A 22,011-nucleotide genomic window follows, 5' to 3' on the forward strand; every position below is an offset into this window, starting at 1 on the left:
ATTCCACTCAAATGTGGGAGCTGGCTTGCCTGCGATAGCGATCCATCAAGCGCCGCCGACTATCGAAGCCTGCGCAGTCCGCAGCTCATGACGGTTGCCTTTGAACAGGATCAACGTGGCGACCAACCCGAGCACCGCCGCACCGCTGAGCCAGATCCCCGGCGCGGCCTTGTTGTCCAGCACGTGGATCAGGTAGGTACAAGCCGCCGGAGTAAAGCCACCAAAGGTCGCCGTCGCCAGGCTGTAGGCCAGGGAGAACCCGGTGGTACGTACTTCTACCGGCATGATTTCGGTCAGCGCCACCACCATCGCACCGTTGTACGAGCCGTACAGGAACGACAGCCAGAGCAGCACGATCAGCAGATGGCTGAAGCTCGGGTTGGCCACCAGCCAGGACAGCGCCGGATAAGCAGTGAGGATCGCCAGAATTGTCGCGCCGAGCAGCAGGGGTTTACGGCCGATCTTGTCGGACACCGCGCCCATCACCGGCAGCCAGATGAAGTTGGAGATGCCCACGCACACCGTTACCAGCAATGCGTCGAAGTCCGACAGGTGCAGTTCGGCCTTGCCGAAGGTCGGGGTGTAGGCGGTGATCAGGTAGAACGACACGGTGGTCATCACCACCAGCGCCATGCCGGCGATCACGATGCCGAAGTTCTGGCCGATGGAGCGCACGATTTCCTGCAGGGTAGGGCGGTGTTTGCGTGCCTGGAATTCCGGGGTTTCTTCCAGGGAACGACGAATCACGAAGATCACCGGCACGATCAGGCAACCAATCAGGAACGGCACGCGCCAGCCCCAGTCACCCATTTGTTCGGGGCTGAGCCAGTGGTTCAGGCCCACACCCAGCAGGCCGGCGAATACCACCGCGGCTTGCTGGCTGGCGGACTGCCAGCTGACGAAGAAGCCTTTGCGGCCCGGAGTGGCGATTTCCGCCAGGTACACCGATACACCGCCCAGCTCTACACCGGCCGAGAAGCCTTGCAGCAGGCGACCGAACAGCACGATCAGGGGCGCCGCAACGCCCAGGGTGGCGTATCCGGGGACACAGGCAATCAGCACCGTGCCGGCAGCCATCAGCGCCAGGGTGATCACGAGGCCCTTTTTACGGCCGTGACGGTCGATGTAGGCACCGAGGAAAATCGCGCCCAGCGGACGCATCAGAAACCCGGCACCAAAGGTTGCCAGGGACAGCATCAGGGAGGCGAAGGCGCTGTCGGTGGGGAAAAAGGTCTTGGCAATGGCCGTGGCGTAGAAGCCGTAGACCATGAAGTCGAACATTTCGAGGAAATTACCGCTGACAACGCGAAAGATCGCCTTGCCCTTGCCCGTTGTAGTGGACATGTCATGCACTCATTTTGGCTATCTTATTAGTAATCCCTGGTCGCAACCGTCCTTGCTGTTGAAGCCTCGGCACGAAGCTGGCGCTGAACAGTTTTGTAACGATATGTGTATAAGCCACCACAGGCAACAAAAAACCGATAGCAAGCTGGCAAATTGCCGCAGGGTGCGGGGATTAATTCAGGAGGGTGTTGCGCAGGCTGTCGGACAAGCCTTTCGGTGCCAGCCAGATGCCGAGATACGCTTTGGCCAGCTCGTCATTGCGACTGCTGAACACTACCGTGTCGTTGATTTCCAGGTTCAGGCCACGCTGAGGCCGAAAATCCAGCGCATAACGGTCACCACTGCGGATATCGCGAAAGCTTTGGTGCAGTTGATCCAGTTCCGGCTTGAGGCGCGCGAGGGCGGCGGGCGCTTGCTGGCGTTCGAGGGTGGCGGTGGCGGCCTTGATCACATCGTTGCGGTCGATGTCGCGAAAGTAATACAGCTCCAGGCGCAGGTCCTTTTGCTGATCCAGGGCCTGCTTGGCGCTCAGGTCAGCCTGGGCGAACAGCGCCGCCGCATACACATCTGCCCACAGGTAGGTCAGGACGGCCTGGTTTTTCAGCACCAATTGATGTGATTGCGCAGGAAAGTCGGCTTGTTTGAGCCGATCAGCCTCATTCGCCAACACCGGGACCGAAAACATCAGCAATAAACAGAAAACGACATGCCGCATAATGGCCAGTCCTGAAAAGGTGCTTGCCTACAGGTTAATTCAATTTCCGACAGTGAAAGGTTTTATGGGCGGCGTGCGGCATATTTTGGTTTTAGCCGGGCTTGCGGCGCTGGCCGGCTGCGGCGGCGACTCGCTGGAGCGCTTCGGTGGCCCGACCATGGGCAGCACCTATTCCATCCAGTATGTGCGCACGCCAGGGGTGCCTGGCCCGGCCGAAGTCCAGCGCCAGGTAGAAGGCGTTCTCGCAGAGGTCGACCGCCAGATGTCGACCTACCGCAGCGACTCCGATATCGAACGTTTCAACGACCTGCCGGCCCACAGCTGCCAGCCGATGCCGGAGCCCGTCCTGCACCTGGTGCGCACCGGCGAGCAGTTGTCCCAGGCCAGCGATGGTGCGTTTGACCTGACGGTCGAACCACTGATGAACCTGTGGGGCTTCGGCCCTCAGGCCCGTGAGATAAAAGTCCCGGACGCCACCACCCTCGAGCAGGTCCGCCAGCGTGTCGGCCATCAGTATTTGCGCATCGACGGCAACCAGTTGTGCAAGGACGCGGCCGTCGAAGTCGACTTCAACAGCATCGCCGCCGGTTACGCCGTCGACCGCATTGCCGCGCAACTCACCCAGCTTGGCATTCATAGCTACCTCGCCGAAGCCACCGGCGAACTCAAGGCCGCTGGCGTCAAACCCGACGGCTCGCCCTGGCGCATAGCCCTGGAAGAGCCCCGCGACGATCAGCAAGTGGCCGAAAAAATCATCGCCGTGGATGGCTTTGGTGTGTCGACATCGGGTGACTATCGCAATTATTTCCAGCAGGATGGTCGGCGTTATTCCCACACCCTGGATGCCCGGACCGGCACGCCGATCACCCATCAGCTGGCGTCGGTGACGGTATTGCAGCCTTCGGCACTGATGGCCGATGGATTGTCGACGCTGCTGCTGATCCTCGGGCCCGAACAGGGTTGGGAATACGCCGAAAAACACCAGGTCGCCGCGTTTTTTGTGATGCGCGAGGGCGCTGGTTTCGTCACACGGAGCAACAAGGCATTCGAGCAACTGACGGCAGTGAAGCCGTAACGAATGCCGTGTAGTAAAGGCAAAACTGGCCTACGACGCGACCAAGGGTTAATGTGCGCGGCGTTAAGCCTTCTATAGACTGTGCCCCGGCTCACACACTGAGCCTATTTGATCCTTCATGACCGCTGGCCGCGGCATGATTTAGCCAGGCGCCCAACCGTGCGCCTTGGCCTGTTCTGAGGAGTACGCATGGCTGTCTACAACTACGACGTGGTAGTACTGGGTTCCGGCCCTGCTGGAGAAGGTGCGGCGATGAACGCCGCCAAAGCAGGGCGCAAGGTGGCGATGGTCGATAGCCGTCGCCAGGTCGGCGGTAACTGCACCCACCTGGGTACCATCCCGTCCAAGGCCTTGCGTCACTCGGTGCGCCAGATCATGCAGTTCAACACCAACCCGATGTTCCGGGCCATTGGTGAGCCGCGCTGGTTCTCGTTCCCGGACGTGCTCAAGAGCGCTGAAAAAGTCATTTCCAAACAGGTTGCCTCGCGTACCGGCTTCTATGCCCGTAACCGCGTCGACCTGTTCTTCGGCACCGGCAGCTTCGCCGACGAGCAAACCGTCGAAGTGGTCTGCGCCAACGGCGTGGTCGAGAAACTGGTGGCCAAGCACATCATCATCGCCACCGGCTCGCGCCCGTATCGCCCGGCCGATATCGATTTCCACCACCCGCGTATCTACGATAGCGACACCATCCTCAGCCTGGGCCACACCCCGCGCAAACTGATCATCTATGGCGCCGGCGTGATTGGCTGTGAATACGCCTCGATCTTCAGCGGCCTGGGCGTATTGGTCGAGCTGGTGGATAACCGTGACCAGTTGCTGAGCTTCCTCGACTCGGAAATTTCCCAGGCGTTGAGTTACCACTTCAGCAACAACAACATCACTGTGCGCCACAACGAAGAGTACGAGCGGGTCGAAGGCCTGGACAACGGTGTGATCTTGCACCTCAAATCCGGCAAGAAGATTAAGGCCGACGCCTTGCTGTGGTGTAACGGCCGTACCGGCAACACCGACAAGCTGGGCATGGAAAACATCGGGGTCAAGGTCAACAGCCGTGGCCAGATCGAAGTCGACGAGAACTACCGCACCTGCGTGCCGAACATCTACGGTGCCGGTGACGTGATCGGCTGGCCAAGCCTGGCCAGTGCCGCCCACGACCAGGGCCGTTCGGCCGCTGGCAGCATTGTCGACAACGGCAGCTGGCGCTACGTCAACGACGTGCCGACCGGGATCTATACCATTCCCGAGATCAGCTCGATCGGCAAGAACGAGCACGAACTGACCAAGGCCAAGGTGCCTTACGAAGTCGGCAAGGCGTTCTTCAAGAGCATGGCGCGTGCGCAGATCGCCGGCGAGCCGCAGGGCATGCTGAAGATCCTGTTCCACCGCGAGACCCTGGAAGTCCTCGGCGTGCATTGCTTCGGCTACCAGGCGTCGGAGATCGTGCACATCGGCCAGGCGATCATGAACCAGCCGGGTGAGCTGAATACCCTCAAGTATTTCGTCAACACCACGTTCAACTATCCGACCATGGCTGAAGCCTATCGGGTAGCGGCCTACGACGGCATCAACCGGCTTTTTTGAGCGGCTCCGGCCGGTGGCCTGAGCCGGCCGGGGAGACCGATTTCAGTAATTCCCGAGAGTGGCAGTGGCCAAACCGGGAAAGTCTGTAATCAGGCTATCTACGCCGAAGTCGGCGAGCCTGCGCATCAGCGCGGGTTCGTTGACGGTCCACACGGACACGTGCAAACCCTGGCGCTGGGCTTTTTCCAGACGCTCAGGGGTGCACAGCGTCCAGTTCAACGCCAGAATCTCACAGCCATAGTTGGCCGCTACCTTCAACGGGTCGAGCCAGGCGTATTCGGCTACCAGTCCGCGGGACAGGTCCGGGGTGAGGTCCAGCGCAGCTTTCAATACTTCCCGCGAGCTTGAGGTGACCGTGACCTTGTCCATCAGCCCGAAACGCTGGGCCATTTCCCGGATCGCCAGCACGGTGGTTGCCGCGCGGGTGCGTGACGCGCTTTTGACTTCCAGTTGCCAGTGATCGAAGTCGCATTTTTCGAACAGTTCTTCCAGGCGTGGGATCGGGCAGGGATTGACCCAGCCCGGGCCGCCTTTGCGTGCGTCCATCTTCACCAGGTCGGCGGCTGAGTATTCGACGACCTTGCCGCGCCGGTCGGTGGTGCGCTTGAGGGTCGGGTCATGGATGACCATCAGCTCGCCGTCCATGGACAGGTGCAAATCCAGTTCGCAACGGCGCACGCCGTGCTTGAGGCATTCCTGGAAGCTGGTCAGGGTGTTTTCCGGTGCTTCGCCTTTGGCACCGCGGTGGCCATAAATCAGGGTCACAGTTGCTCCTTTACGCCAGGGTTCCTGGCTGGATGGATGACGCGACGCGCCATTCATTGTTCGTCTTCAGGTGTCGGATTCTTCGCTTTTTTCCCGCGCCAGGCGCCGTTCCTGCGCCTGCTTTTGCAGGATATAGCGCGCCAGCAGTTGGCGTTGGGCATCGGTCATGGCTTCGAATTCAGTGCCGACTTCAAAGCCGCCGGTCTTGGCATCGCAATGGGTGACCTTGGCCCGCAGCAACAGCCCGAGGGCTTGTGGCATCAGCACCAGCTTGACCGCCAGGTGGCTGTCGGGCTGGATTGCCGTAGGGTTCAGGAACTCGATGCCGCCTTCGGAGATGACCACGGGCTGCGGCGTACCGATCTCGCCCAGCAGGCTTTGCGCCATGATCTGGCTGAGCAAATCCATGCGTTTGTTCTGCACTTTGAGGAAGGCGGCGAGGGTGCGGTCCCGCTCGCCGATCTGGCGCAGCAGGTGCTGGGATTCGAATTCACTCAGGTGCAACTCGCTGAGCAGATTGAACAGCGGAGAATCATCCAGCAATACTTCCTTGCTCAGCGCTTCCGGGCCCGACAGCGGGGTAATTTCCAGTGCGATCATGTCCTCGATACGGTAGTATTCGCGGCGATCTTCTTCATCTAATGTCGACATGGCGAACCCAAGGCAGCGGTGATGGTCTGAGTGTAAAGCTGCTTACCAGACCCCGCCACCGGGACGTCTTCTTTTCCTCCGAACAAGCCCCGACATGTTCAGACCTCTCTTCGTCTTTATTGGCACGCGTTATACCCGTGCAAAGCGTCGCAATCATTTTGTGTCGTTCATTTCCTTGACCTCGATGATCGGGCTCGCCCTTGGCGTTGTCGTGATGATCGTGGTGCTTTCGGTGATGAACGGTTTCGATCATGAGATGCGCACCCGCGTGCTGGGCATGGTGCCCCACGCGACCATCGAGTCGGGTGAGCCCATCAGCGACTGGCAAAGCCTGGCCGCCAAGGTCAAGCAGAACCCCAAAGTGCTGGCGGTTGCGCCCTTCACCCAGATGCAGGGCTTGCTGACCAACGACGGCAAAGTGCAGAAAGTCCTGCTCAATGCCATCGATCCGGCACAGGAACGCAACGTCTCGATCATCGATAACTTCATGCAACAGGGCAAACTGGACGACTTGTCGCCCGGCAGCTTTGGCATTGTTATCGGCGACAAGGCCGCGGCCAAGCTCGGCGTGAGCATCGGCGACAAGCTGACCTTCGTCGCGCCGGAAGTCACCGTGACCCCGGCCGGCATGTTCCCGCGCATGAAGCGTTTCACCGTGGTCGGCATCTTTCATGTCGGCGCCGGCGAGATCGACGGCTACCTGGGCTTGACCAACCTGACCGATCTGGCCCGCCTGCATCGCTGGAAGCCGGACCAGGTGCAGGGCCTGCGCCTCAAATTCAACGACCTGTTCGACGCGCCGCGTACCTCGTGGGAAATCGCCCAGCACCTGGGTGAAAACCAGTACTACGCCCGCGACTGGACCCGTACCCACGGCAACCTGTACCAGGCCATCCGCATGGAAAAAGCCATGATCGGCCTGCTGTTGCTGCTGATCGTCGCCGTGGCGGCCTTCAACATCATCTCCACGCTGGTGATGGTGGTGAACGACAAGAAGGGCGATATCGCTATCCTGCGCACCCTCGGCGCCACGCCGGGGCAGATCATGGCGATCTTCATGGTCCAGGGCACGGTGATCGGCGTGGTCGGCACCCTGATCGGCACCGTGGTGGGGATTCTCGCTGCGCTGAACGTCAGCGCCGCCATCGCCGGGCTGGAAGTGTTGATCGGCCACAAATTCTTGAACTCCGACGTCTACTTCATCGACTACTTGCCGTCCCAGGTGCAGAGCCAGGACGTGTTGATGGTCGGCGCCGCTGCGTTGGTCCTGAGTTTCCTTGCCACCCTGTATCCAGCCTGGCGCGCGGCACGTACCCAGCCGGCGCAGGCTTTACGTTATGAGTGAATCGGGCATGAGTGAAAAAGCAATCCTGAGCTGCCGCAACCTGGGCAAATCCTACGAGGAAGGCCCGGAATCCGTGGTGGTGTTGTCCAACCTGCAGTTGGAACTGCACCCGGGCGAGCGCGTGGCGATCGTCGGCAGTTCTGGTTCCGGTAAAAGTACCTTGCTCAACCTGTTGGGCGGCCTTGATACGCCGTCCCAGGGCAGCGTTTGGCTGGCCGGCGAAGAACTGTCGGCCCTGGGCGAGAAGGCCCGCGGCCAGTTGCGTAACCGTTCGTTGGGCTTTGTGTATCAGTTCCACCACTTGCTGCCTGAGTTCACCGCCCTGGAAAACGTCTGCATGCCGCTGTTGATCGGCAAGACCGCGATCCCGGAAGCACGCCAGCGTGCCAAGGCGTTGCTGGAGCGGGTCGGCCTGGGCCATCGCCTGGAGCACAAACCGGCTGAACTGTCCGGCGGCGAGCGCCAGCGTGTGGCGATTGCCCGCGCCCTGGTCAACAACCCGGGCCTGGTGATGCTCGACGAGCCTACCGGCAACCTCGACTCCCACACCGCCCAGGGCATCAAGGACTTGATGCTGGAACTGAGCACCCAGATGCGCACCGCGTTCCTGGTGGTGACCCATGACATGAGCATGGCCCGTCAGATGGACCGTGTGCTGCACCTGCAGGAAGGTCATCTGGTCGCCATCTGACCTGTTTCAAGCCCGGCGCCTGACGCCGGGTTTTCTATTTTTTCAACGGTGCCCGCGAATGTTCAGACCGTTATCGATTTTCATCGGCACGCGCTATACCCGCGCCAAGCGCCGCAACCGTTTTGTTTCGTTTATCTCGATGACCTCGATGATCGGCCTCGCCCTGGGCGTGCTGGCGATGATCGTGGTGTTGTCGGTGATGAACGGCTTCCAGCGGGAAATGAGCTCACGCATCCTCGGCATGGTGCCCCATGCGACCATCGTTGGCGTGAAGCCCATCAGCGACTGGCAGCCGGTGGCGGATGCGGCGATGAAGAATCCTGAAGTCACCGCTGCGGTACCGTTCACACAGATGGACGGCATGCTTTCCTACAAGGGCGCGATGCAGCCGATCGAGATCAGCGGCGTTGATCCGGCCCAGGAAGGCAAGGTGTCGATCGTGGCCCAGCATATTGTCCAGGGCCATCTGGAAGACCTGAAACCGGGCGAGTTCGGTGTGGTGATCGGCGAAATTACCGCTCGGCGTTTCCGCCTGAACGTGGGCGACAAGCTCACCCTGATCGTGCCGGAAATCAGCAGCGCACCCGGTGGCATCACCCCGCGCATGCAGCGTCTGAACGTAGTCGGTGTGTTCAAGGTGGGCGCCGAACTGGATGGCTCCATGGCCCTGATCCACATGGCCGACGCGGCAGAGATCCAGCATTGGGAACCGAACCAGGTGCAAAGCGTGCGCTTGGCGGTGAAAGACCTGTATGCGGCGCCCAAGGTCTCGGCGGATATCGCCGCCAGCCTTGGCGCTGACTACAAGGCGGACGACTGGACCCACACCCAGGGCAGCCTGTTCAGCGCGATGAAGATGGAAAAGACCATGATCGGCCTGCTGTTGCTGATGATCGTTGCCGTGGCGGCGTTCAACATCATCGCGACCTTGATCATGGTGGTGAACGACAAGGGCGCCGACATTGCGATCCTGCGCACCATTGGTGCCACGCCGCGGCAGATCATGGCGATCTTCATGGTGCAGGGCACGGTGATCGGCATCGTCGGTACGTTGATCGGCGGCATCCTCGGCGTGATTGCGGCGCTGAACGTCAGTGAACTGGTGGGTTGGCTGGAGCGGGTGACCGGGCAGCATATCTTCAGTTCGGACGTGTATTTCGTCAGCAACCTGCCTTCGGAACTGCAGGGTGGGGATGTGCTGCTGATTTGCTCGGCGGGGTTTGTGTTGAGCTTTCTGGCGACGATCTATCCGGCGTATCGGGCGGCGAAGATCGAGCCGGCGCATGCCCTCAGGTATTCGTAGTTCTTAAGACCGCTATCGCAGGCAAGCCAGCTCCCACATTTGACCGAGTTCGCCAGAACAACTCAGTCTAATGTGGGAGCCGGGCTTGCCCGCGATGAGGCCGGAACAGCTTGCATCAATGCCCTAGCGGCAACTCGATCACAAACCGCGTCCATCCCGGCCCAGACTCACAGAAGATCCGCCCGCTATGGGCCCGCACAATCGACTGTGTAATCGCCAGCCCCAGCCCCGCGTGCTCGCTACTCCCTTCATGCCGCGCCGGATCTACCCGGTAAAACCGGTCAAACAGCCTTGGCAACAACGCCTCTGGAATGCCTTTCCCGGTGTTTTCCACACTCAACCTCACCCCTTGCACACCCTCGACAACCCGCACACTGACTTCGCCCCCCGCCGGCGTGAACCGCAATGCGTTATCCAGCAGATTGGAAATCGCCCGGCGCAACATGCTGCGGTCACCTGAGGTATTGGCGCCGCCTTCTTGAACCAGGCGCACCTGGACGTCCTCTGCCAACGGCGCAAAAAACTCCAGCAAGGCATCCACTTCGTCCGCCAGCATCAGGGTTTCGCGCTTGGGCACCAGCAGCCCATGGTCGGCCTTGGCCAGGTACAACATGTCATTGACCAACTGCGCCATCCATTGCAGTTCTTCCAGATTGCTGTGCAGGGCCTCGCGGTAGTCCTCCAGCGGCCGTGGCTGCGTGAGGATGACCTGGGTCTGTGTCAGCAGATTCGACAGTGGGGTGCGCAACTCATGGGCGATGTCGGCAGAAAACGCCGAGAGCCGCTGGAACGCATCATCCAGGCGCCCAAGCATGGCGTTGAAGGACTGGGCCAGCTCCGCCAGTTCGGCGGGCATTTGCTCCTGGGGCAGGCGCTGGGTCAGGGAGTGGGCGGACACGCTGCTGGCCACTTCGCTCATGCGCCTCAAAGGGCGCAAGCCGCTGCGGGCGGCCCATGCACCGAGCAGGGCGGTGGCCAGGGCGGAAAGGCCGACGGTCAACCAGATCAGATGCTGCATGCGTTGCAGGAAGTGTTGGTGGTGGGTGATGTCGAGCATCAGCGTCAGTTGGGGGGCGTCCGCGTTCCCGGGAACGAGCGGCGCGTTGTACACGCGGTACTGGGTTCCGGCGTTCTGCACACTGTGCAGGCCAGGTGTCCGGGGCAGGGTGACGCCCGGTGCGCTGTCGAACCAGCGCTGATCGCCTGCAGTAATGCGTAGCGCAAGATCGGGCTGGCGATTGAGTTCTTCCCGCAGCTTTGGTTCTTGCCGCGCAAACAAGGCGGGCGTGTCGGCACCCTTTAGCGTACTGCGCAGTGCCAGCAGCTTGCCGTCGAGCAACTGCTGGTCCAGCTCGATAAAGTGCGCCTCGCTGGCGTGGTTGAACAGCACGCCGGCCAACAATGAAACCACGGCGGTGCAGCCGGCAAACAGCAGCGCCAGGCGGCTGGCCAGGGAAATCCGTTTCATCAACTGAACCGCTCCTCGAGCACATAGCCCATGCCGCGCACGGTATGGATCAACTTGTTGGGGAAGTTGTCGTCGACTTTGAGGCGCAGGCGGCGGATCGCGACTTCGATGATGTTGGTGTCGCTGTCGAAATTCATGTCCCAGACCTGGGAGGCGATCAGCGATTTGGGCAACACTTCGCCCTGGCGGCGCAGCAGCAGTTCCAGCAGGGAAAACTCCTTGGCCGTGAGGTCGATGCGTTGGCCGTCGCGCTCCACCCGGCGGCGGATCAGGTCCAGGCGCAGGTCGGCCAGTTGCAGGCTGGTTTCCTGGGGCGGGCTGCTGCCACGGCGCAACAGGCTGCGCACTCGGGCCAGCAGCTCGGAAAAGGCGAAGGGCTTGACCAGGTAGTCGTCGGCGCCCAGTTCCAGGCCGTGCACCCGGTCTTCCACGGCGTCCCGCGCGGTGAGGAACAGCACCGGCATATCGAGCCCGGCACCGCGCACGGCCTGGAGGATTTGCCAGCCATCACGGCCCGGCAGCATCACGTCGAGGATCAACAGGTCGTAGTCACCGGTCAGCGCAAGGTGCTGACCGCTGGTGCCATCGGCCACCAGCTCGGTGTTGAACCCGGCCTCGGCCAGGCCCTGGCGCAGGTAGTGGCCGGTTTTCGGTTGGTCTTCGACGATCAGCAGTTTCATGGGCGGCTCATGGCTTTACGTAAACACAGACTTTATACAGCGCACACCCGGCGGTAGGCTCAAGCTGACAAAGTTGTAATCTGGCCGTCAGTTGGCTGGCAGCGGCGCGCTCGTAAAGTGTCCCACAGACTGATTCCGAACCTTTGGAGTGTGAGCATGTTTTTGCGTAAATCCTGGCTGTTGGCCGGCTGCCTGATGGCGCTGAGTCTTCCGGTGCTGGCGTCCCCGGCTGAAACTTTCGCCTTCGGTGAAGCTGCACCGGCCGCCAAGGCCACCCGTACAGTGGAAGTGGTGCTGCAGGATATTTCCTTTTCGCCCAAGGCCATCGATGTAAAAGCCGGTGAGACCGTGCGCTTTGTGCTGGTCAACAAAGGCCAGTTGCTCCACGAGTTCAACCTTGGCGACGCCGCCATGCACGCGGCACATCAGAAAGAAATGCTGCAGATGCAGGCCAGTGGCATGCTGACCGCGACAGGCATGGGCAAAATGGACCACAGTGCGATGGGCCACGGCGACATGGGCGGCATGAAACACGACGACCCCAACAGCGTGCTGGTGGAGCCGGGCAAGACCGCCGAACTGACCTGGACCTTCACCAAGGCCACTGGCCTTGAGTTCGCCTGCAACATCCCCGGCCACTACCAGGCGGGCATGGTGGGCAAGCTGACGGTCAGCCAGTAAGCCACGGGGGTGCAAAGGCGGGTAGAATGGCCGCGTTTATTTAGCCAGGTTTCCGCCATGCATCCCGCAGCCGAACATTCGCCGCTGGGCAAGTCCAGTGAATACATCTCCACCTACACCCCTTCGTTGCTGTTCCCGATCCCTCGCGCCGCCAAGTGGGCCGAGCTGGGCCTGAGCGCCGAGACCCTGCCGTATAAAGGCGTGGACTTCTGGAACTGCTTCGAACTGTCCTGGCTGCTGCCTTCCGGCAAGCCCGTGGTGGCCATCGGTGAATTCAGCATTCCGGCCGACTCGCCGAATATCATCGAGTCGAAATCCTTCAAGCTGTACCTCAACTCGTTGAACCAGACGGCGTTTGCCGATGTGCCGAGCCTTGAAGCGACCTTGCGCACCGACCTGAGTGCAGCCGCCGGCAAGCCGGTTGGCGTGCGCATCCGCAGCCTGGGCGAGGTTGAAGCCGAAGGCGTGGTCGCGTTGCCGGGCGTGTGCATCGATGATCTGGACATTACCGTCAGCAACTACGAGCACCCGCGCCCGGAACTGTTGCGTTGCGATGACTCGCGCGTGGTGGAGGAGAGCATCCACAGCCATCTGCTCAAGTCCAACTGCCCGGTGACCAGCCAGCCTGACTGGGGCAGCGTGGCGGTGGAATACCGTGGTGCGGCGCTGGATCACGCCAGCCTGCTGGAATACCTGGTGAGCTTCCGCCAGCACTCGGACTTCCATGAACAGTGCGTGGAGCGGATCTTTCTCGACCTGCAACGCCTGCTCAAGCCGGAGAAGTTGACGGTGTATGCGCGGTACGTGCGTCGCGGCGGGTTGGATATCAACCCGTATCGCAGTACGGAAGCTGTGCAGTTCCAGAACTTGCGTCTGGCGCGCCAGTAACCTTCACACAAAATAAATGTGGGAGCGGGCTTGCTCGCGAAAGCTGTGTGTCAGTCACCAGGTGTATTGACTGACCCACCGCTTTCGCGAGCAAGCCCGCTCCCACATTGGGTAGGTGTCCGGCTTTTAGATCCCGATGTTGCCCAGGGTCACCACGATATTGCGCAAGGTCCCGGCAATTCCCGGGTGGTCCAGCTCAAAGCGTTCCACCGCCAGGTTCACACCGTCGGCGATACTTGGATCCTGAATGGCGCCTTCCAGCGGCTCCTGAACTTCCAGTTCAGCAATCAATGTTTGCAGCTCTTCGCGCTTTTCGAGTGGCATCTCTGGATTCTGATCCAATTGCTCGCGCAAAATTTTGACCTGTTCTTGCAGTTGTTCGCGGGCAGGCATGGCGTTCTTCCTTTTATCGATAGGCACTGGCATAGACCGCGGCACGCCGTGAAAGGTCTACGGGCTGACCTGTAGATTAATCCACTGGCGCCGACTGTGCATGATCTCGATCAGGGCTTCTCGCCTTTGAGCTGGCGCAGGCTGATGTCTGCCAGGCAGGTGTGCAGTTCGCCGAGGTGGTCAATCACCGAATGCACGCCCAGTCCATACAGCGCGACAGTGGCCTTGGCACGCTTATGCTCGCGTTCCTTTTCGCTGAGTGCCTGCCATTGCTCCGGGGAAAGCCCGCACAGTGAGCCGCAGGAAGCCAGGCCGATGGTCCACAGGCCGGCGTTGAGCCCGGATTGCAGCAGGCGCGGCTCGCCGCTCACCAGCACGCAGCCTTCCAGGCGCTCGATGTTCAGTTCCATCAAAGCCTGCCAGCAAGCGTGGGGCGCGGGCCAGCGGGTGGAGGAGGGCTGGGTGGCCTTGATCCAGCGGGGTAGCCCGGCGGCCAAGGGTGTGGAAACCGACAGAGGGAGCTCGTCCAGCCACGCACAAGGCACACGCTGTTCTTCGAGGCTGCGCAGGATCTTCAGGGCGCCGACGGTGGCGTGGGGGTCGATTGAGGGCGCTGAGTCCGCGCGGGCCTGGGAACCAAAATCCACCAGGCAACCACTCAGCCCGAACAATACGGCCGTCAAGGACGGGGCGCTGGCAGCAACAACTTCGGCGTGGGGCATTTCGACGTCCCTGAAATAGCAGTCACGCTAGCGGACGCCGATGACAAGCAGGTTACATCGGTTCTATTTGTAGGAATTTTGTGCATTTACCGGAATGACATTTCTGCAAGGCTGCCTAATCTGACACTTCCGTCATATACTGACGGCCACATTCAGGGCATAGCGCCCATGACAGACCATTCAAGGAGTTCAAGCTATGCGCTGGAGCCAATGTCTAGCTCAGCTATCCGTATGTGCCAGCGTATTGCTGGTTCCTTTCGCGGCCCAGGCGGCCTCGGAAGATGATCCATGGGAAAGCGTCAACCGCCCGATCTTCACCTTCAACGACACCGTTGACACCTACGCCCTCAAGCCTTTGGCCCAAGGCTATCAGTTCGTGACCCCGCAATTTGTGCAGGACGGCGTTCACAACTTCTTCCGCAACATCGGCGACGTCGGCAACTTTGCCAACGACGTGTTGCAACTCAAGCCGCACGCTGCCGGCGTCGACACTGCCCGCTTGCTGGTGAACACCACGTTCGGCGTGCTGGGTTTCATTGATGTCGGCACCAAAATGGGGCTGCAACGCAATGACGAAGATTTCGGCCAGACCCTCGGTCACTGGGGCGTTGGCAGTGGTCCTTACGTAATGCTGCCACTGCTGGGCCCAAGCACCCTGCGTGACGCGCCGTCCAAGTACGTGGACAGCTACACCCAGCCCTACCGCTACATGAACGACATCGGCTGGCGCAACAGCACCTTCGGCCTGAATATCGTCGACACACGTGCCAGCCTGCTGTCCTCCGAGAAGCTGATCAGCGGCGACAAATACACCTTTATCCGTAACGCCTACTTGCAGAATCGCGAGTTCAAGGTCAAGGATGGCAAGGTTGTAGACGACTTTTAAGCCTGAGGCTTAAATGAAGAAGGCGGCCCTCGGGTCGCCTTTTTCGTGGGCGGGATTCGAGGTTTATCCGTGAGTTACGTCCTTACTTTAAGTCGCGGTTTTATACGTTCTTATAACTACCGGTGATTTGCGATGTAAAGACGCCCGGCGACCATCGCCATGAGCTTGAAACCCCTGGCGGATGGGAGTACCGTCTGCGCCTTAGAAGGGCACCTCTGCTTTACCTTTGTGCACGGGAAATATCCCAGCGTTTTGTAGGACAGAGAGGCTAGAAAGCGAATCCAGTAGTAAGCCCGGCCATTGTCGAGCTGCCTACGCCAACCTAATTCTGGCGCCGTTTGCCCACATGCAGAAAACCAGTGCCACGCTGCTGATAATCGATGACGACGAAGTAGTGCGCGCGAGTCTCGCGGCCTATTTGGAAGACAGTGGCTTCAGTGTCCTGCAGGCCAGCAACGGCCTCCAGGGTCTCCAGGTGTTCGAGCGCGACAAGCCCGACCTGGTTATCTGCGACCTGCGCATGCCTCAGGTGGGCGGCCTCGAGCTGATCCGCCAGGTGACCGACATTGCCCCGCAGACGCCGGTGATCGTCGTGTCCGGTGCCGGCGTGATGAACGATGCTGTCGAGGCCTTGCGCCTGGGCGCCGCCGACTACCTGATCAAGCCCCTGGAAGACCTGGCTGTGCTGGAGCACTCGGTGCGCCGTGCACTGGATCGTGCACGGTTGCTGCTGGAAAACCAGCGTTACCGTGAAAAGCTCGAAACCGCCAACCGCGAACTCGAAGCCAGCCTGAACCTGCTCCAGGAAGACCAGAACGCCGGTCGCCAGGTGCAGATGAACATGCTGCCGGTGAGCCCGTGGAGCATCGACGAGTTCAAGTTTGCCCACCAGATCATCCCGTCGCTGTACCTGTCGGGTGATTTTGTCGACTACTTCCGTGTTGATGAGCGGCGTGTCGCGTTCTACCTGGCCGACGTTTCCGGCCACGGCGCCTCCTCGGCATTCGTGACCGTGTTGTTGAAATTCATGACCACACGGCTGTTGTTCGAATCCAAGCGCAATGGCACCTTGCCGGAGTTCACTCCGTCGCAAGTGCTGGGCCACATCAACCGGGGCCTGATCAGCTGCAAGCTGGGCAAGCACGTGACGATGGTCGGCGGCGTGATTGATGAAGAAACAGGTCTTTTGACCTACAGCATTGGCGGTCACCTGCCATTGCCGGTTTTATACACTCCAGACAGTGTGCGCTACCTGGAAGGGCGTGGTTTACCGGTTGGCTTGTTCAATGAAGCCACTTACGAAGACCACATCCTGGAACTGCCGCCGACATTCAGCCTCACGCTGATGTCTGATGGCATCCTGGACCTTTTGTCAGAGCCTACACTCAAAGAGAAAGAAGCCGCCTTACCCCAACGGGTCAGGTCGGCGGGCGGCAGCCTGGATGGCCTGCGGCAGGTTTTTGGATTGGCCACGCTAGGGGAGATGCCGGATGATATCGCCCTATTGGTGTTGAGCAGGAATCTTTGATGAGTACCGGAAGAATCCAATTCGCCGAGCAAGACGGGACTTTTGTCCTGAAGTTTGTCGGTGAAGTGCGCCTGACCTTGTGTTCAGCGCTGGATGCGACGATTGAGCGGATTTTCACAGCCTTGAATTTCTCGGCGATCGTGATCGATCTGACCGAAACCCGCAGCATCGATAGCACCACCCTTGGGCTGTTGGCCAAGTTGTCCATTCTGTCTCGGCAGAAGGTCGGACTGCTGCCGACCGTCGTCACCACCCACGAAGACATCACCCGTCTGTTGCAGTCCATGGGCTTCGATCAAGTGTTCAACATCGTTGACCGCCCGATCCCGTGCCCGGAATGCCTGACCGACCTGCCGTCCCAGGACCAGTCCGAGGAAGTGGTACGGGTCAAGGTGCTGGAAGCCCACAAGATCCTGATGGGCTTGAACGACTCCAACCGCGAGGCGTTCCACGACCTGGTGAATGCACTGGAGCGCCATTGAGTTTATAGCTGCCTCTTTTAAAAAAGAGCCAGGCACGAAAAAGGGCGGTACCCGCGAGGGTACCGCCCTTTTTGCCGTCGCCCGTTTTTAGAGCTTGGCGGTCAACAGCGCTTCGAGTTTTTCCTGGTCACGGGCGAACTGACGAATGCCCTCGGCCAGTTTCTCGGTGGCCATCGCATCTTCGTTGGATTCCCAACGGAACTGCGCTTCGGTCAGGTGCACACGCGCCTCACCGGCGTGGCCTGGTGCCAACTTGCGCTCCAGCTTGCCGTTGTCGGCTGCCAGTTTTTCCAACAGGTCCGGGCTGATGGTCAGGCGGTCGCAACCGGCCAGCTCTTCGATCTGGCTCAGGTTACGGAAGCTCGCGCCCATCACCACGGTCTTGTAGCCGTTGGCCTTGTAGTAGTTGTAAATGCGCGTTACCGACTGCACGCCCGGATCATCGGAACCGGTGTAGTCGTTGCCGTTGGCCTTCTTGTACCAGTCGTAGATACGGCCCACGAACGGCGAAATAAGGAACACGCCGGCTTCAGCGCAAGCCACGGCCTGGGCGAAGGAGAACAGCAGGGTCAGGTTGGTCTGGATGCCTTCCTTTTCCAGCTGCTCGGCGGCGCGGATGCCTTCCCAGGTGGAAGCGATCTTGATCAGCACACGGTCGCGGCCAATGCCGGCCTTGTCGTACAGGTCGATCAGGCGATGGGCACGCTTGAGTACTGCGTCGGTATCGAACGACAGGCGGGCATCCACCTCGGTGGAAATGCGGCCCGGCACCACTTTCAGGATTTCCTGGCCTACGGCCACCGCGAAACGGTCGCTGGCCAGGCCTACATCGCCGTTGCAGTCGGCAACAGCCTCGTCCAGCAGCTTGGCGTAGCCTGGGATCGACGCGGCCTTGAGCAGCAGGGAAGGGTTGGTAGTGGCGTCTTGTGGCTTGAGCTTGGCGAGGGTAGAAAAATCGCCGGTATCGGCTACTACGGTGGTGAATTGCTTGAGTTGTTCCAGCTTGGAAGTCATGGGCGTGCTCTGTCCTGTGGGTCTGATGACATTACCCGAGCGCTGACAGCCGCTCAAGGGCGCAAATGCATTCGATCGTTTGCGAGGGCAACAACCTGAAAACAGCCGTTTGAAACACCGGCCACTGCTAACTAGGAGGCCAAAACCGCCGGCAGGTTCAACCCGACTGCCCGATGACCACCCCGCTCAAACTGTGGGAGCTGGCTTGCCTGCGATGAGGCCCTCAAAACCACACCAATCTCCCTGATGCGCCCCCATCCAAATGTGGGAGCGGGCTTGCTCGCGAAAGCATCGTATCAGCCACCCAATAAACCCACTGACACCCCAATCACCGCCCCTCCAACAACTCCCCGGCCTTATCCAGCAACGCCAGCGGATCACTGGCCTTATGAATATCCACCGACAACAACTGCCGAAACTTCCGCGCCCCTGGGAAACCGGTCCCCAGCCCCAGTACGTGGCGCGTGATGTGATGCATTGATCCACCTGTCGCCAGGTGTTCGGCTATATAGGGACGCAACTGCGCCAACGCCTCGGCGCGCGTGATCACCGGCGCAGTGCTGCCAAACAGTTGTTGATCCACCTCGGCCAGCAAATACGGATTGTGATAAGCCTCGCGGCCCAGCATCACGCCGTCGAAGGTCTGCAGATGCTCCTGGCACTGCTCAAGGGTCTTGATCCCACCGTTGAGAATGATCTCAAGCTCCGGGAAATCCTGCTTCAACTGCGCCGCCACGTCGTAGCGCAATGGCGGAATATCCCGGTTTTCCTTCGGTGACAGACCTTCCAGGATGGCGATTCGTGCATGCACGGTGAAACTGGTGCAGCCTGCGTCTTTCACCTGGCCGACGAAATCGCACAGCTCGGCGTAACTGTCCCGGCCGTTGATACCGATGCGGTGCTTTACCGTTACAGGGATCGAGACCACGTCCTGCATGGCCCTCACACAATCTGCCACCAGAGCAGGGTGCGCCATGAGGCAGGCGCCGATCATATTGTTCTGCACCCGGTCGCTGGGGCAGCCGACGTTGAGGTTCACCTCGTCGTAGCCGGCGTCCTGGGCCATGCGGGCACAGGCGGCCAGGTCAGCCGGGACGCTACCGCCCAACTGCAACGCAAGCGGATGCTCGGCCTCGTTGTGGCGCAGGAAGCGGTCGTGATCGCCGTGGAGGATTGCGCCGGTGGTCACCATCTCGGTGTAGAGGAGTGCGTTTTTGGAGAGCAGGCGCAGGAAGTACCTGCAGTGCCTGTCCGTCCAATCCATCATCGGAGCAACAGAGAAGCGACGGGAGAACGATGGCGTTGGTGCTATAGGTGAGGACATTAGGATCTGAGGTGGATAAGGCGAAGGGCGGATAGTTTAACAGGAATGTGCCTGCTCCCGTGGCGGTCAGTGCCAGAGCTTCCGCCGCCCTGGCGCCGTTCCAACCTATTTCTTCTTTTTTTCCGGCGCTTGAGTCAGCGCCGACGCTGCGACAGATTTTACATCCGGCGGAGTGCTTGGATCCGCCAGCAGCTTGGCTGCCTTTGAAGCGACGCTTTCACTGGTTTTTTCGTCTTTAGCCATTACTTGAGCTTCCCTGTACGTAGGTCGCAGGTTCATCTGAATTGATGCCTGGTCGGCTTTAATATGTAGGGGCTAACTGTTGATATCGCCAATCAGAATATGTGCCGGGATAATTCGTCGCCAAAACGACATCAAGCTGAACCAATCCTGTCGTACGGCAAAGTTTCATAATTCCCACTGACATTGAGGTCTACGCTCGCCTCATAAGCGTATATGCCTACGCGTCCAGCCAAGGGAACTGAAAAATGATCTCCAATCTCGTCAAGGTCGTGATGGTCGCTGGCACTTTGCTGTTGAGCGCTTGTTCGACGGGTTCGTCGGAAGTGAGCAGCGACCCTTGTTTCACCGGCGGATGCCAGGCCTTTGGCGACCATAGCCCCAGCAAAGCCGCCAAGATGAATTTCGGGGGCAGTGCGCTAGGGAGTAGTTATGGCGAGTATGGTTCTGGGTTGATGCATGATGACTGACTGAGCGGGTGGGGCAGTCATTTACTCAGTGACTGACCCACCGCTTTCGCGAGCAAGCCCGCTCCCACACTGGATCGTGGGCAGGCTTTGGAGGTGTGGCGTTAGTGACCGCCTTTCATGCGTCGGGCGATCAGGTAGATGCCCAAACCTACCAACGCTGTTGCAGCACCGATGTATCCAGTGCTGGTCCACCCATACCCCGCTGTAATCGCCATCCCACCCAACCAAGGCCCCAGCGCATTCGCCAGGTTGAATGCCGCGTGGTTGGACGCCGCCGCCAGGCTCGGCGCTTCATGTGCAATGTCCATCAAGCGGATTTGCAGCGGCGCGGCCATGGCGATCATGGTGCCGACCAGGCCGATGCCCAGCAGTACGCTCCATAGCGAACTCGCGGCGAAGGTGAAGAAGATCAGCACGGCCATCGACCACACCATAATCCAGCCCACCGCGCGAAATTGCAGGCGATCAAACAGTTTGCCGCCGGCGATGTTGCCGATGATGCCGCCTACGCCAAACGCAGCCAAACCGAATGGAATCCACTGCGGCGAGACTTTGGTCACTTCAAGCATGGTCGGCGCCAGGTAGCTGAATACGCAGAACATCCCGGCAAAACCAATAGCGCCAATGGACAGCGCCATCCATACCTGCGGTTTGGTGAAGGCGCGCAGTTCTTTGCGCGGGTCGCTGCGGGGTTCGTCGTGGCGATCCGGTACGAACTGCCAGACCAACGCGATGGTGCACAGGGCAATCACGCTGACCAGTGCAAACGCCGAGCGCCAGCCCAGGTGTTGGCCGAGGAAGGTGGCGATGGGGTTGCCGAGCAGCATGGCCAGGGTCAGGCCCATCATTACGCGGGCCACGGCGCCGGCGCGTTTGTCGTTGGGCACCATGCTGGAGGCGACCACGGCGGCGATGCCGAAGTAGGCGCCGTGGGGCAGGCCGCTGATGAAGCGGAAGGCCACCAGCGAGCCGAAGGTCGGGGTGAAGGCGGTGGCGAGGTTGCCCAGGGCGTACAGGCCCATCAGCAACAGCAGCATGTGTTTGCGCAGCAGCTTGGCGCCGAGGATGGCCAGCAGCGGGGCGCCGACCATTACGCCCAACGCGTAGGCACTGATGGCGTGGCCGACCTGGGGTTCACTCAAATTCAAATTGTGGGCGATGTCGGGCATCAAGCCCATGATGGCGAATTCGCCGGTGCCGATCGCGAAGGCGCCCACGGCCATGGCAGCTTCCATTTTGGCGGCGCTGCGCGCGGGCAGCACGTGCCCGGGTGTTTGCTGGATAGTCATGGGTAACTCTGTTTGGAAGAAGTGCACGAAGGACAGCCGCCGATGCTACGCAAGCAGCGACGAAGCTGTCTAGAACAGCCTTATGCCGCAGAGTTCAGTTTCATCAAACGGCCTGTGACCCCACGTCGCGCCTGTCGCGCTTGACACTTGGGCGTTAAAACCCGCGATTTAGAGCTGTCAATTGGCCAAACAGCGCATACCGGCTGTTTGCCGTGATATTCTGCGCGCCGTCTTGGTCTAGTCTTTCTCCGGTGCGTACACCCGTATACGTCCCGGCGGTTGGCTGTCGTCCAGGTAGCTGAAGCCAATAATGATAAGAAGTCAGCGCAGAAGGGACATAAAAGTGAGGTCGATACGTCGGCCTTGTGTGCCCACCCTGCGGTCCTCATGTGAATGTGCAAACCCCGCGGTGCGTTGCCTGGCGCAGCGTGATTGAGGGTTGCCCATGATCAGGGGCGGTGGGGCGGATGGCG

At 60.3% G+C, this 22,011-nt stretch carries 23 protein-coding genes; 11 read left to right on the forward strand and 12 right to left on the reverse strand.

The annotated features are described in order from the left end of the window. Positions 1-45: 45 nt before the first annotated feature. Together M2400_RS07120 and M2400_RS07125 are read right to left on the reverse strand one after the other, a co-directional pair. Positions 46-1,344, reverse strand: a complete 1,299-nt coding sequence (locus tag M2400_RS07120; protein WP_177045644.1) for an MFS transporter — start codon at positions 1,342-1,344, stop codon at positions 46-48. A gap of 172 nt (positions 1,345-1,516) precedes the next feature. Next, complete coding sequence (locus M2400_RS07125) at positions 1,517-2,059, reverse strand: chalcone isomerase family protein (RefSeq protein WP_259196124.1); 543 nt, start codon at positions 2,057-2,059, stop codon at positions 1,517-1,519. Positions 2,060-2,216: 157 nt separating this feature from the next. On the opposite strand from M2400_RS07125, the gene M2400_RS07130 reads away from it, so the two are divergent. Together M2400_RS07130 and sthA are read left to right on the forward strand one after the other, a co-directional pair. Further along, on the forward strand, positions 2,217-3,134 hold the full coding sequence (locus tag M2400_RS07130) for an FAD:protein FMN transferase (RefSeq protein ID WP_405046178.1): 918 nt from the start codon (positions 2,217-2,219) through the stop codon (positions 3,132-3,134). A gap of 189 nt (positions 3,135-3,323) precedes the next feature. Next, a complete protein-coding gene (gene sthA, locus M2400_RS07135) occupies positions 3,324-4,718 on the forward strand; it encodes a Si-specific NAD(P)(+) transhydrogenase (RefSeq protein WP_177045641.1) in 1,395 nt (464 codons plus the stop codon). 42 nt (positions 4,719-4,760) lie between these two features. Here sthA and M2400_RS07140 read toward each other — a convergent pair whose 3' ends face one another. Both M2400_RS07140 and M2400_RS07145 read right to left on the reverse strand, forming a co-directional pair. After that, positions 4,761-5,483: a glycerophosphodiester phosphodiesterase family protein gene (locus tag M2400_RS07140; protein ID WP_017477211.1), complete on the reverse strand. Its 723-nt coding sequence runs from the start codon at positions 5,481-5,483 to the stop codon at positions 4,761-4,763. A 66-nt stretch (positions 5,484-5,549) separates the two neighbouring features. Continuing rightward, positions 5,550-6,134, reverse strand: a complete 585-nt coding sequence (locus M2400_RS07145; protein WP_177045637.1) for a PilZ domain-containing protein — start codon at positions 6,132-6,134, stop codon at positions 5,550-5,552. Between the two features lie 94 nt (positions 6,135-6,228). On the opposite strand from M2400_RS07145, the gene M2400_RS07150 reads away from it, so the two are divergent. The 3 genes from M2400_RS07150 to M2400_RS07160 are packed head-to-tail and all read left to right on the forward strand — an operon-like array spanning position 6,229 to position 9,473. Then, the gene (locus tag M2400_RS07150; protein ID WP_177075705.1) at positions 6,229-7,479 is read left to right on the forward strand and encodes a lipoprotein-releasing ABC transporter permease subunit; all 1,251 of its coding nucleotides are present in this window, start codon (positions 6,229-6,231) and stop codon (positions 7,477-7,479) included. Positions 7,480-7,486: 7 nt separating this feature from the next. Next, positions 7,487-8,170, forward strand: coding sequence for a lipoprotein-releasing ABC transporter ATP-binding protein LolD (gene lolD, locus M2400_RS07155; RefSeq protein ID WP_017477213.1), 684 nt, complete (start codon positions 7,487-7,489; stop codon positions 8,168-8,170). A gap of 58 nt (positions 8,171-8,228) precedes the next feature. Then, positions 8,229-9,473, forward strand: coding sequence for a lipoprotein-releasing ABC transporter permease subunit (locus tag M2400_RS07160; RefSeq protein ID WP_010176339.1), 1,245 nt, complete (start codon positions 8,229-8,231; stop codon positions 9,471-9,473). A gap of 115 nt (positions 9,474-9,588) precedes the next feature. Here M2400_RS07160 and M2400_RS07165 read toward each other — a convergent pair whose 3' ends face one another. Beyond that, positions 9,589-10,941, reverse strand: a complete 1,353-nt coding sequence (locus M2400_RS07165) for a heavy metal sensor histidine kinase (RefSeq protein ID WP_310503518.1) — start codon at positions 10,939-10,941, stop codon at positions 9,589-9,591. Continuing rightward, positions 10,941-11,621 carry a heavy metal response regulator transcription factor gene (locus M2400_RS07170; RefSeq protein WP_177045634.1) on the reverse strand — a complete coding sequence of 227 codons (681 nt, stop codon included), beginning with the start codon at positions 11,619-11,621 and terminating at the stop codon, positions 10,941-10,943. Before M2400_RS07170 ends, M2400_RS07165 begins: the two co-directional genes overlap by 1 nt. A 156-nt stretch (positions 11,622-11,777) precedes the next feature. On the opposite strand from M2400_RS07170, the gene M2400_RS07175 reads away from it, so the two are divergent. Both M2400_RS07175 and queF read left to right on the forward strand, forming a co-directional pair. Further along, a complete protein-coding gene (locus M2400_RS07175) occupies positions 11,778-12,302 on the forward strand; it encodes a plastocyanin/azurin family copper-binding protein (protein WP_177045633.1) in 525 nt (174 codons plus the stop codon). A 57-nt stretch (positions 12,303-12,359) separates the two neighbouring features. Then, positions 12,360-13,190 carry an NADPH-dependent 7-cyano-7-deazaguanine reductase QueF gene (gene queF / locus M2400_RS07180; RefSeq protein ID WP_259196112.1) on the forward strand — a complete coding sequence of 277 codons (831 nt, stop codon included), beginning with the start codon at positions 12,360-12,362 and terminating at the stop codon, positions 13,188-13,190. A gap of 126 nt (positions 13,191-13,316) precedes the next feature. On the opposite strand, the gene M2400_RS07185 is transcribed toward queF, so the two are convergent. Both M2400_RS07185 and M2400_RS07190 read right to left on the reverse strand, forming a co-directional pair. After that, positions 13,317-13,583, reverse strand: a complete 267-nt coding sequence (locus tag M2400_RS07185) for a DUF4404 family protein (RefSeq protein ID WP_003218929.1) — start codon at positions 13,581-13,583, stop codon at positions 13,317-13,319. A 110-nt stretch (positions 13,584-13,693) separates the two neighbouring features. Further along, complete coding sequence (locus M2400_RS07190) at positions 13,694-14,305, reverse strand: HAD family phosphatase (protein ID WP_177120636.1); 612 nt, start codon at positions 14,303-14,305, stop codon at positions 13,694-13,696. 196 nt (positions 14,306-14,501) lie between these two features. Here M2400_RS07190 and M2400_RS07195 point away from each other — a divergent pair, with 196 nt between their 5' ends. From M2400_RS07195 to rssC, 3 genes are all read left to right on the forward strand, one after another. Continuing rightward, complete coding sequence (locus M2400_RS07195) at positions 14,502-15,191, forward strand: VacJ family lipoprotein (protein WP_029616133.1); 690 nt, start codon at positions 14,502-14,504, stop codon at positions 15,189-15,191. A 346-nt stretch (positions 15,192-15,537) separates the two neighbouring features. Further along, entirely contained in the window at positions 15,538-16,719 is a 1,182-nt protein-coding gene (rssB, locus tag M2400_RS07200; RefSeq protein ID WP_177045630.1) for a two-component system response regulator RssB, read from the forward strand. Then, positions 16,719-17,201, forward strand: coding sequence for an anti-sigma factor antagonist RssC (rssC, locus tag M2400_RS07205; protein ID WP_003218919.1), 483 nt, complete (start codon positions 16,719-16,721; stop codon positions 17,199-17,201). The genes rssB and rssC overlap by 1 nt, the downstream gene beginning before the upstream one ends. Positions 17,202-17,288: 87 nt before the next feature. Here the strand turns inward: rssC and tal are convergent, their stop codons facing one another. The 3 genes from tal to M2400_RS07220 form a co-directional block, all read right to left on the reverse strand. Continuing rightward, positions 17,289-18,215, reverse strand: a complete 927-nt coding sequence (tal, locus tag M2400_RS07210; RefSeq protein WP_010176330.1) for a transaldolase — start codon at positions 18,213-18,215, stop codon at positions 17,289-17,291. 328 nt (positions 18,216-18,543) lie between these two features. After that, the gene (dusA, locus tag M2400_RS07215) at positions 18,544-19,539 is read right to left on the reverse strand and encodes a tRNA dihydrouridine(20/20a) synthase DusA (RefSeq protein WP_259196109.1); all 996 of its coding nucleotides are present in this window, start codon (positions 19,537-19,539) and stop codon (positions 18,544-18,546) included. Between the two features lie 105 nt (positions 19,540-19,644). Further along, positions 19,645-19,782 carry a hypothetical protein gene (locus M2400_RS07220; RefSeq protein ID WP_259196108.1) on the reverse strand — a complete coding sequence of 46 codons (138 nt, stop codon included), beginning with the start codon at positions 19,780-19,782 and terminating at the stop codon, positions 19,645-19,647. A gap of 245 nt (positions 19,783-20,027) precedes the next feature. On the opposite strand from M2400_RS07220, the gene M2400_RS07225 reads away from it, so the two are divergent. Continuing rightward, on the forward strand, positions 20,028-20,249 hold the full coding sequence (locus tag M2400_RS07225; RefSeq protein ID WP_259196107.1) for a hypothetical protein: 222 nt from the start codon (positions 20,028-20,030) through the stop codon (positions 20,247-20,249). Positions 20,250-20,350: 101 nt separating this feature from the next. Here the strand turns inward: M2400_RS07225 and M2400_RS07230 are convergent, their stop codons facing one another. After that, entirely contained in the window at positions 20,351-21,538 is a 1,188-nt protein-coding gene (locus M2400_RS07230; RefSeq protein WP_177045626.1) for an MFS transporter, read from the reverse strand. Positions 21,539-22,011: the final 473 nt, after the last annotated feature.

Origin of the sequence: Pseudomonas sp. BIGb0558 (genome assembly GCF_024807515.1) — a bacterium.
Taxonomy (GTDB): Bacteria; Pseudomonadota; Gammaproteobacteria; order Pseudomonadales; family Pseudomonadaceae; genus Aquipseudomonas; species Aquipseudomonas yamanorum_A.

Bases quoted from the DNA above. Each gene is read 5' to 3' on its own strand.
- M2400_RS07120 (WP_177045644.1), bottom strand. From the start codon at position 1,344: ATGTCCACTACAACGGGCAAGGGCAAGGCGATCTTTCGCGTTGTCAGC.
- M2400_RS07125 (WP_259196124.1), bottom strand. From the start codon at position 2,059: ATGCGGCATGTCGTTTTCTGTTTATTGCTGATGTTTTCGGTCCCGGTG.
- M2400_RS07130 (WP_405046178.1), top strand. From the start codon at position 2,217: ATGGGCAGCACCTATTCCATCCAGTATGTGCGCACGCCAGGGGTGCCT.
- sthA (WP_177045641.1), top strand. From the start codon at position 3,324: ATGGCTGTCTACAACTACGACGTGGTAGTACTGGGTTCCGGCCCTGCT.
- M2400_RS07145 (WP_177045637.1), bottom strand. From the start codon at position 6,134: ATGTCGACATTAGATGAAGAAGATCGCCGCGAATACTACCGTATCGAG.
- M2400_RS07150 (WP_177075705.1), top strand. From the start codon at position 6,229: ATGTTCAGACCTCTCTTCGTCTTTATTGGCACGCGTTATACCCGTGCA.
- lolD (WP_017477213.1), top strand. From the start codon at position 7,487: ATGAGTGAAAAAGCAATCCTGAGCTGCCGCAACCTGGGCAAATCCTAC.
- M2400_RS07160 (WP_010176339.1), top strand. From the start codon at position 8,229: ATGTTCAGACCGTTATCGATTTTCATCGGCACGCGCTATACCCGCGCC.
- M2400_RS07165 (WP_310503518.1), bottom strand. From the start codon at position 10,941: ATGAAACGGATTTCCCTGGCCAGCCGCCTGGCGCTGCTGTTTGCCGGC.
- M2400_RS07170 (WP_177045634.1), bottom strand. From the start codon at position 11,621: ATGAAACTGCTGATCGTCGAAGACCAACCGAAAACCGGCCACTACCTG.
- M2400_RS07175 (WP_177045633.1), top strand. From the start codon at position 11,778: ATGTTTTTGCGTAAATCCTGGCTGTTGGCCGGCTGCCTGATGGCGCTG.
- queF (WP_259196112.1), top strand. From the start codon at position 12,360: ATGCATCCCGCAGCCGAACATTCGCCGCTGGGCAAGTCCAGTGAATAC.
- M2400_RS07185 (WP_003218929.1), bottom strand. From the start codon at position 13,583: ATGCCTGCCCGCGAACAACTGCAAGAACAGGTCAAAATTTTGCGCGAG.
- M2400_RS07190 (WP_177120636.1), bottom strand. From the start codon at position 14,305: ATGCCCCACGCCGAAGTTGTTGCTGCCAGCGCCCCGTCCTTGACGGCC.
- M2400_RS07195 (WP_029616133.1), top strand. From the start codon at position 14,502: ATGCGCTGGAGCCAATGTCTAGCTCAGCTATCCGTATGTGCCAGCGTA.
- rssB (WP_177045630.1), top strand. From the start codon at position 15,538: ATGCAGAAAACCAGTGCCACGCTGCTGATAATCGATGACGACGAAGTA.
- rssC (WP_003218919.1), top strand. From the start codon at position 16,719: ATGAGTACCGGAAGAATCCAATTCGCCGAGCAAGACGGGACTTTTGTC.
- tal (WP_010176330.1), bottom strand. From the start codon at position 18,215: ATGACTTCCAAGCTGGAACAACTCAAGCAATTCACCACCGTAGTAGCC.
- dusA (WP_259196109.1), bottom strand. From the start codon at position 19,539: ATGTCCTCACCTATAGCACCAACGCCATCGTTCTCCCGTCGCTTCTCT.
- M2400_RS07220 (WP_259196108.1), bottom strand. From the start codon at position 19,782: ATGGCTAAAGACGAAAAAACCAGTGAAAGCGTCGCTTCAAAGGCAGCC.
- M2400_RS07225 (WP_259196107.1), top strand. From the start codon at position 20,028: ATGATCTCCAATCTCGTCAAGGTCGTGATGGTCGCTGGCACTTTGCTG.
- M2400_RS07230 (WP_177045626.1), bottom strand. From the start codon at position 21,538: ATGACTATCCAGCAAACACCCGGGCACGTGCTGCCCGCGCGCAGCGCC.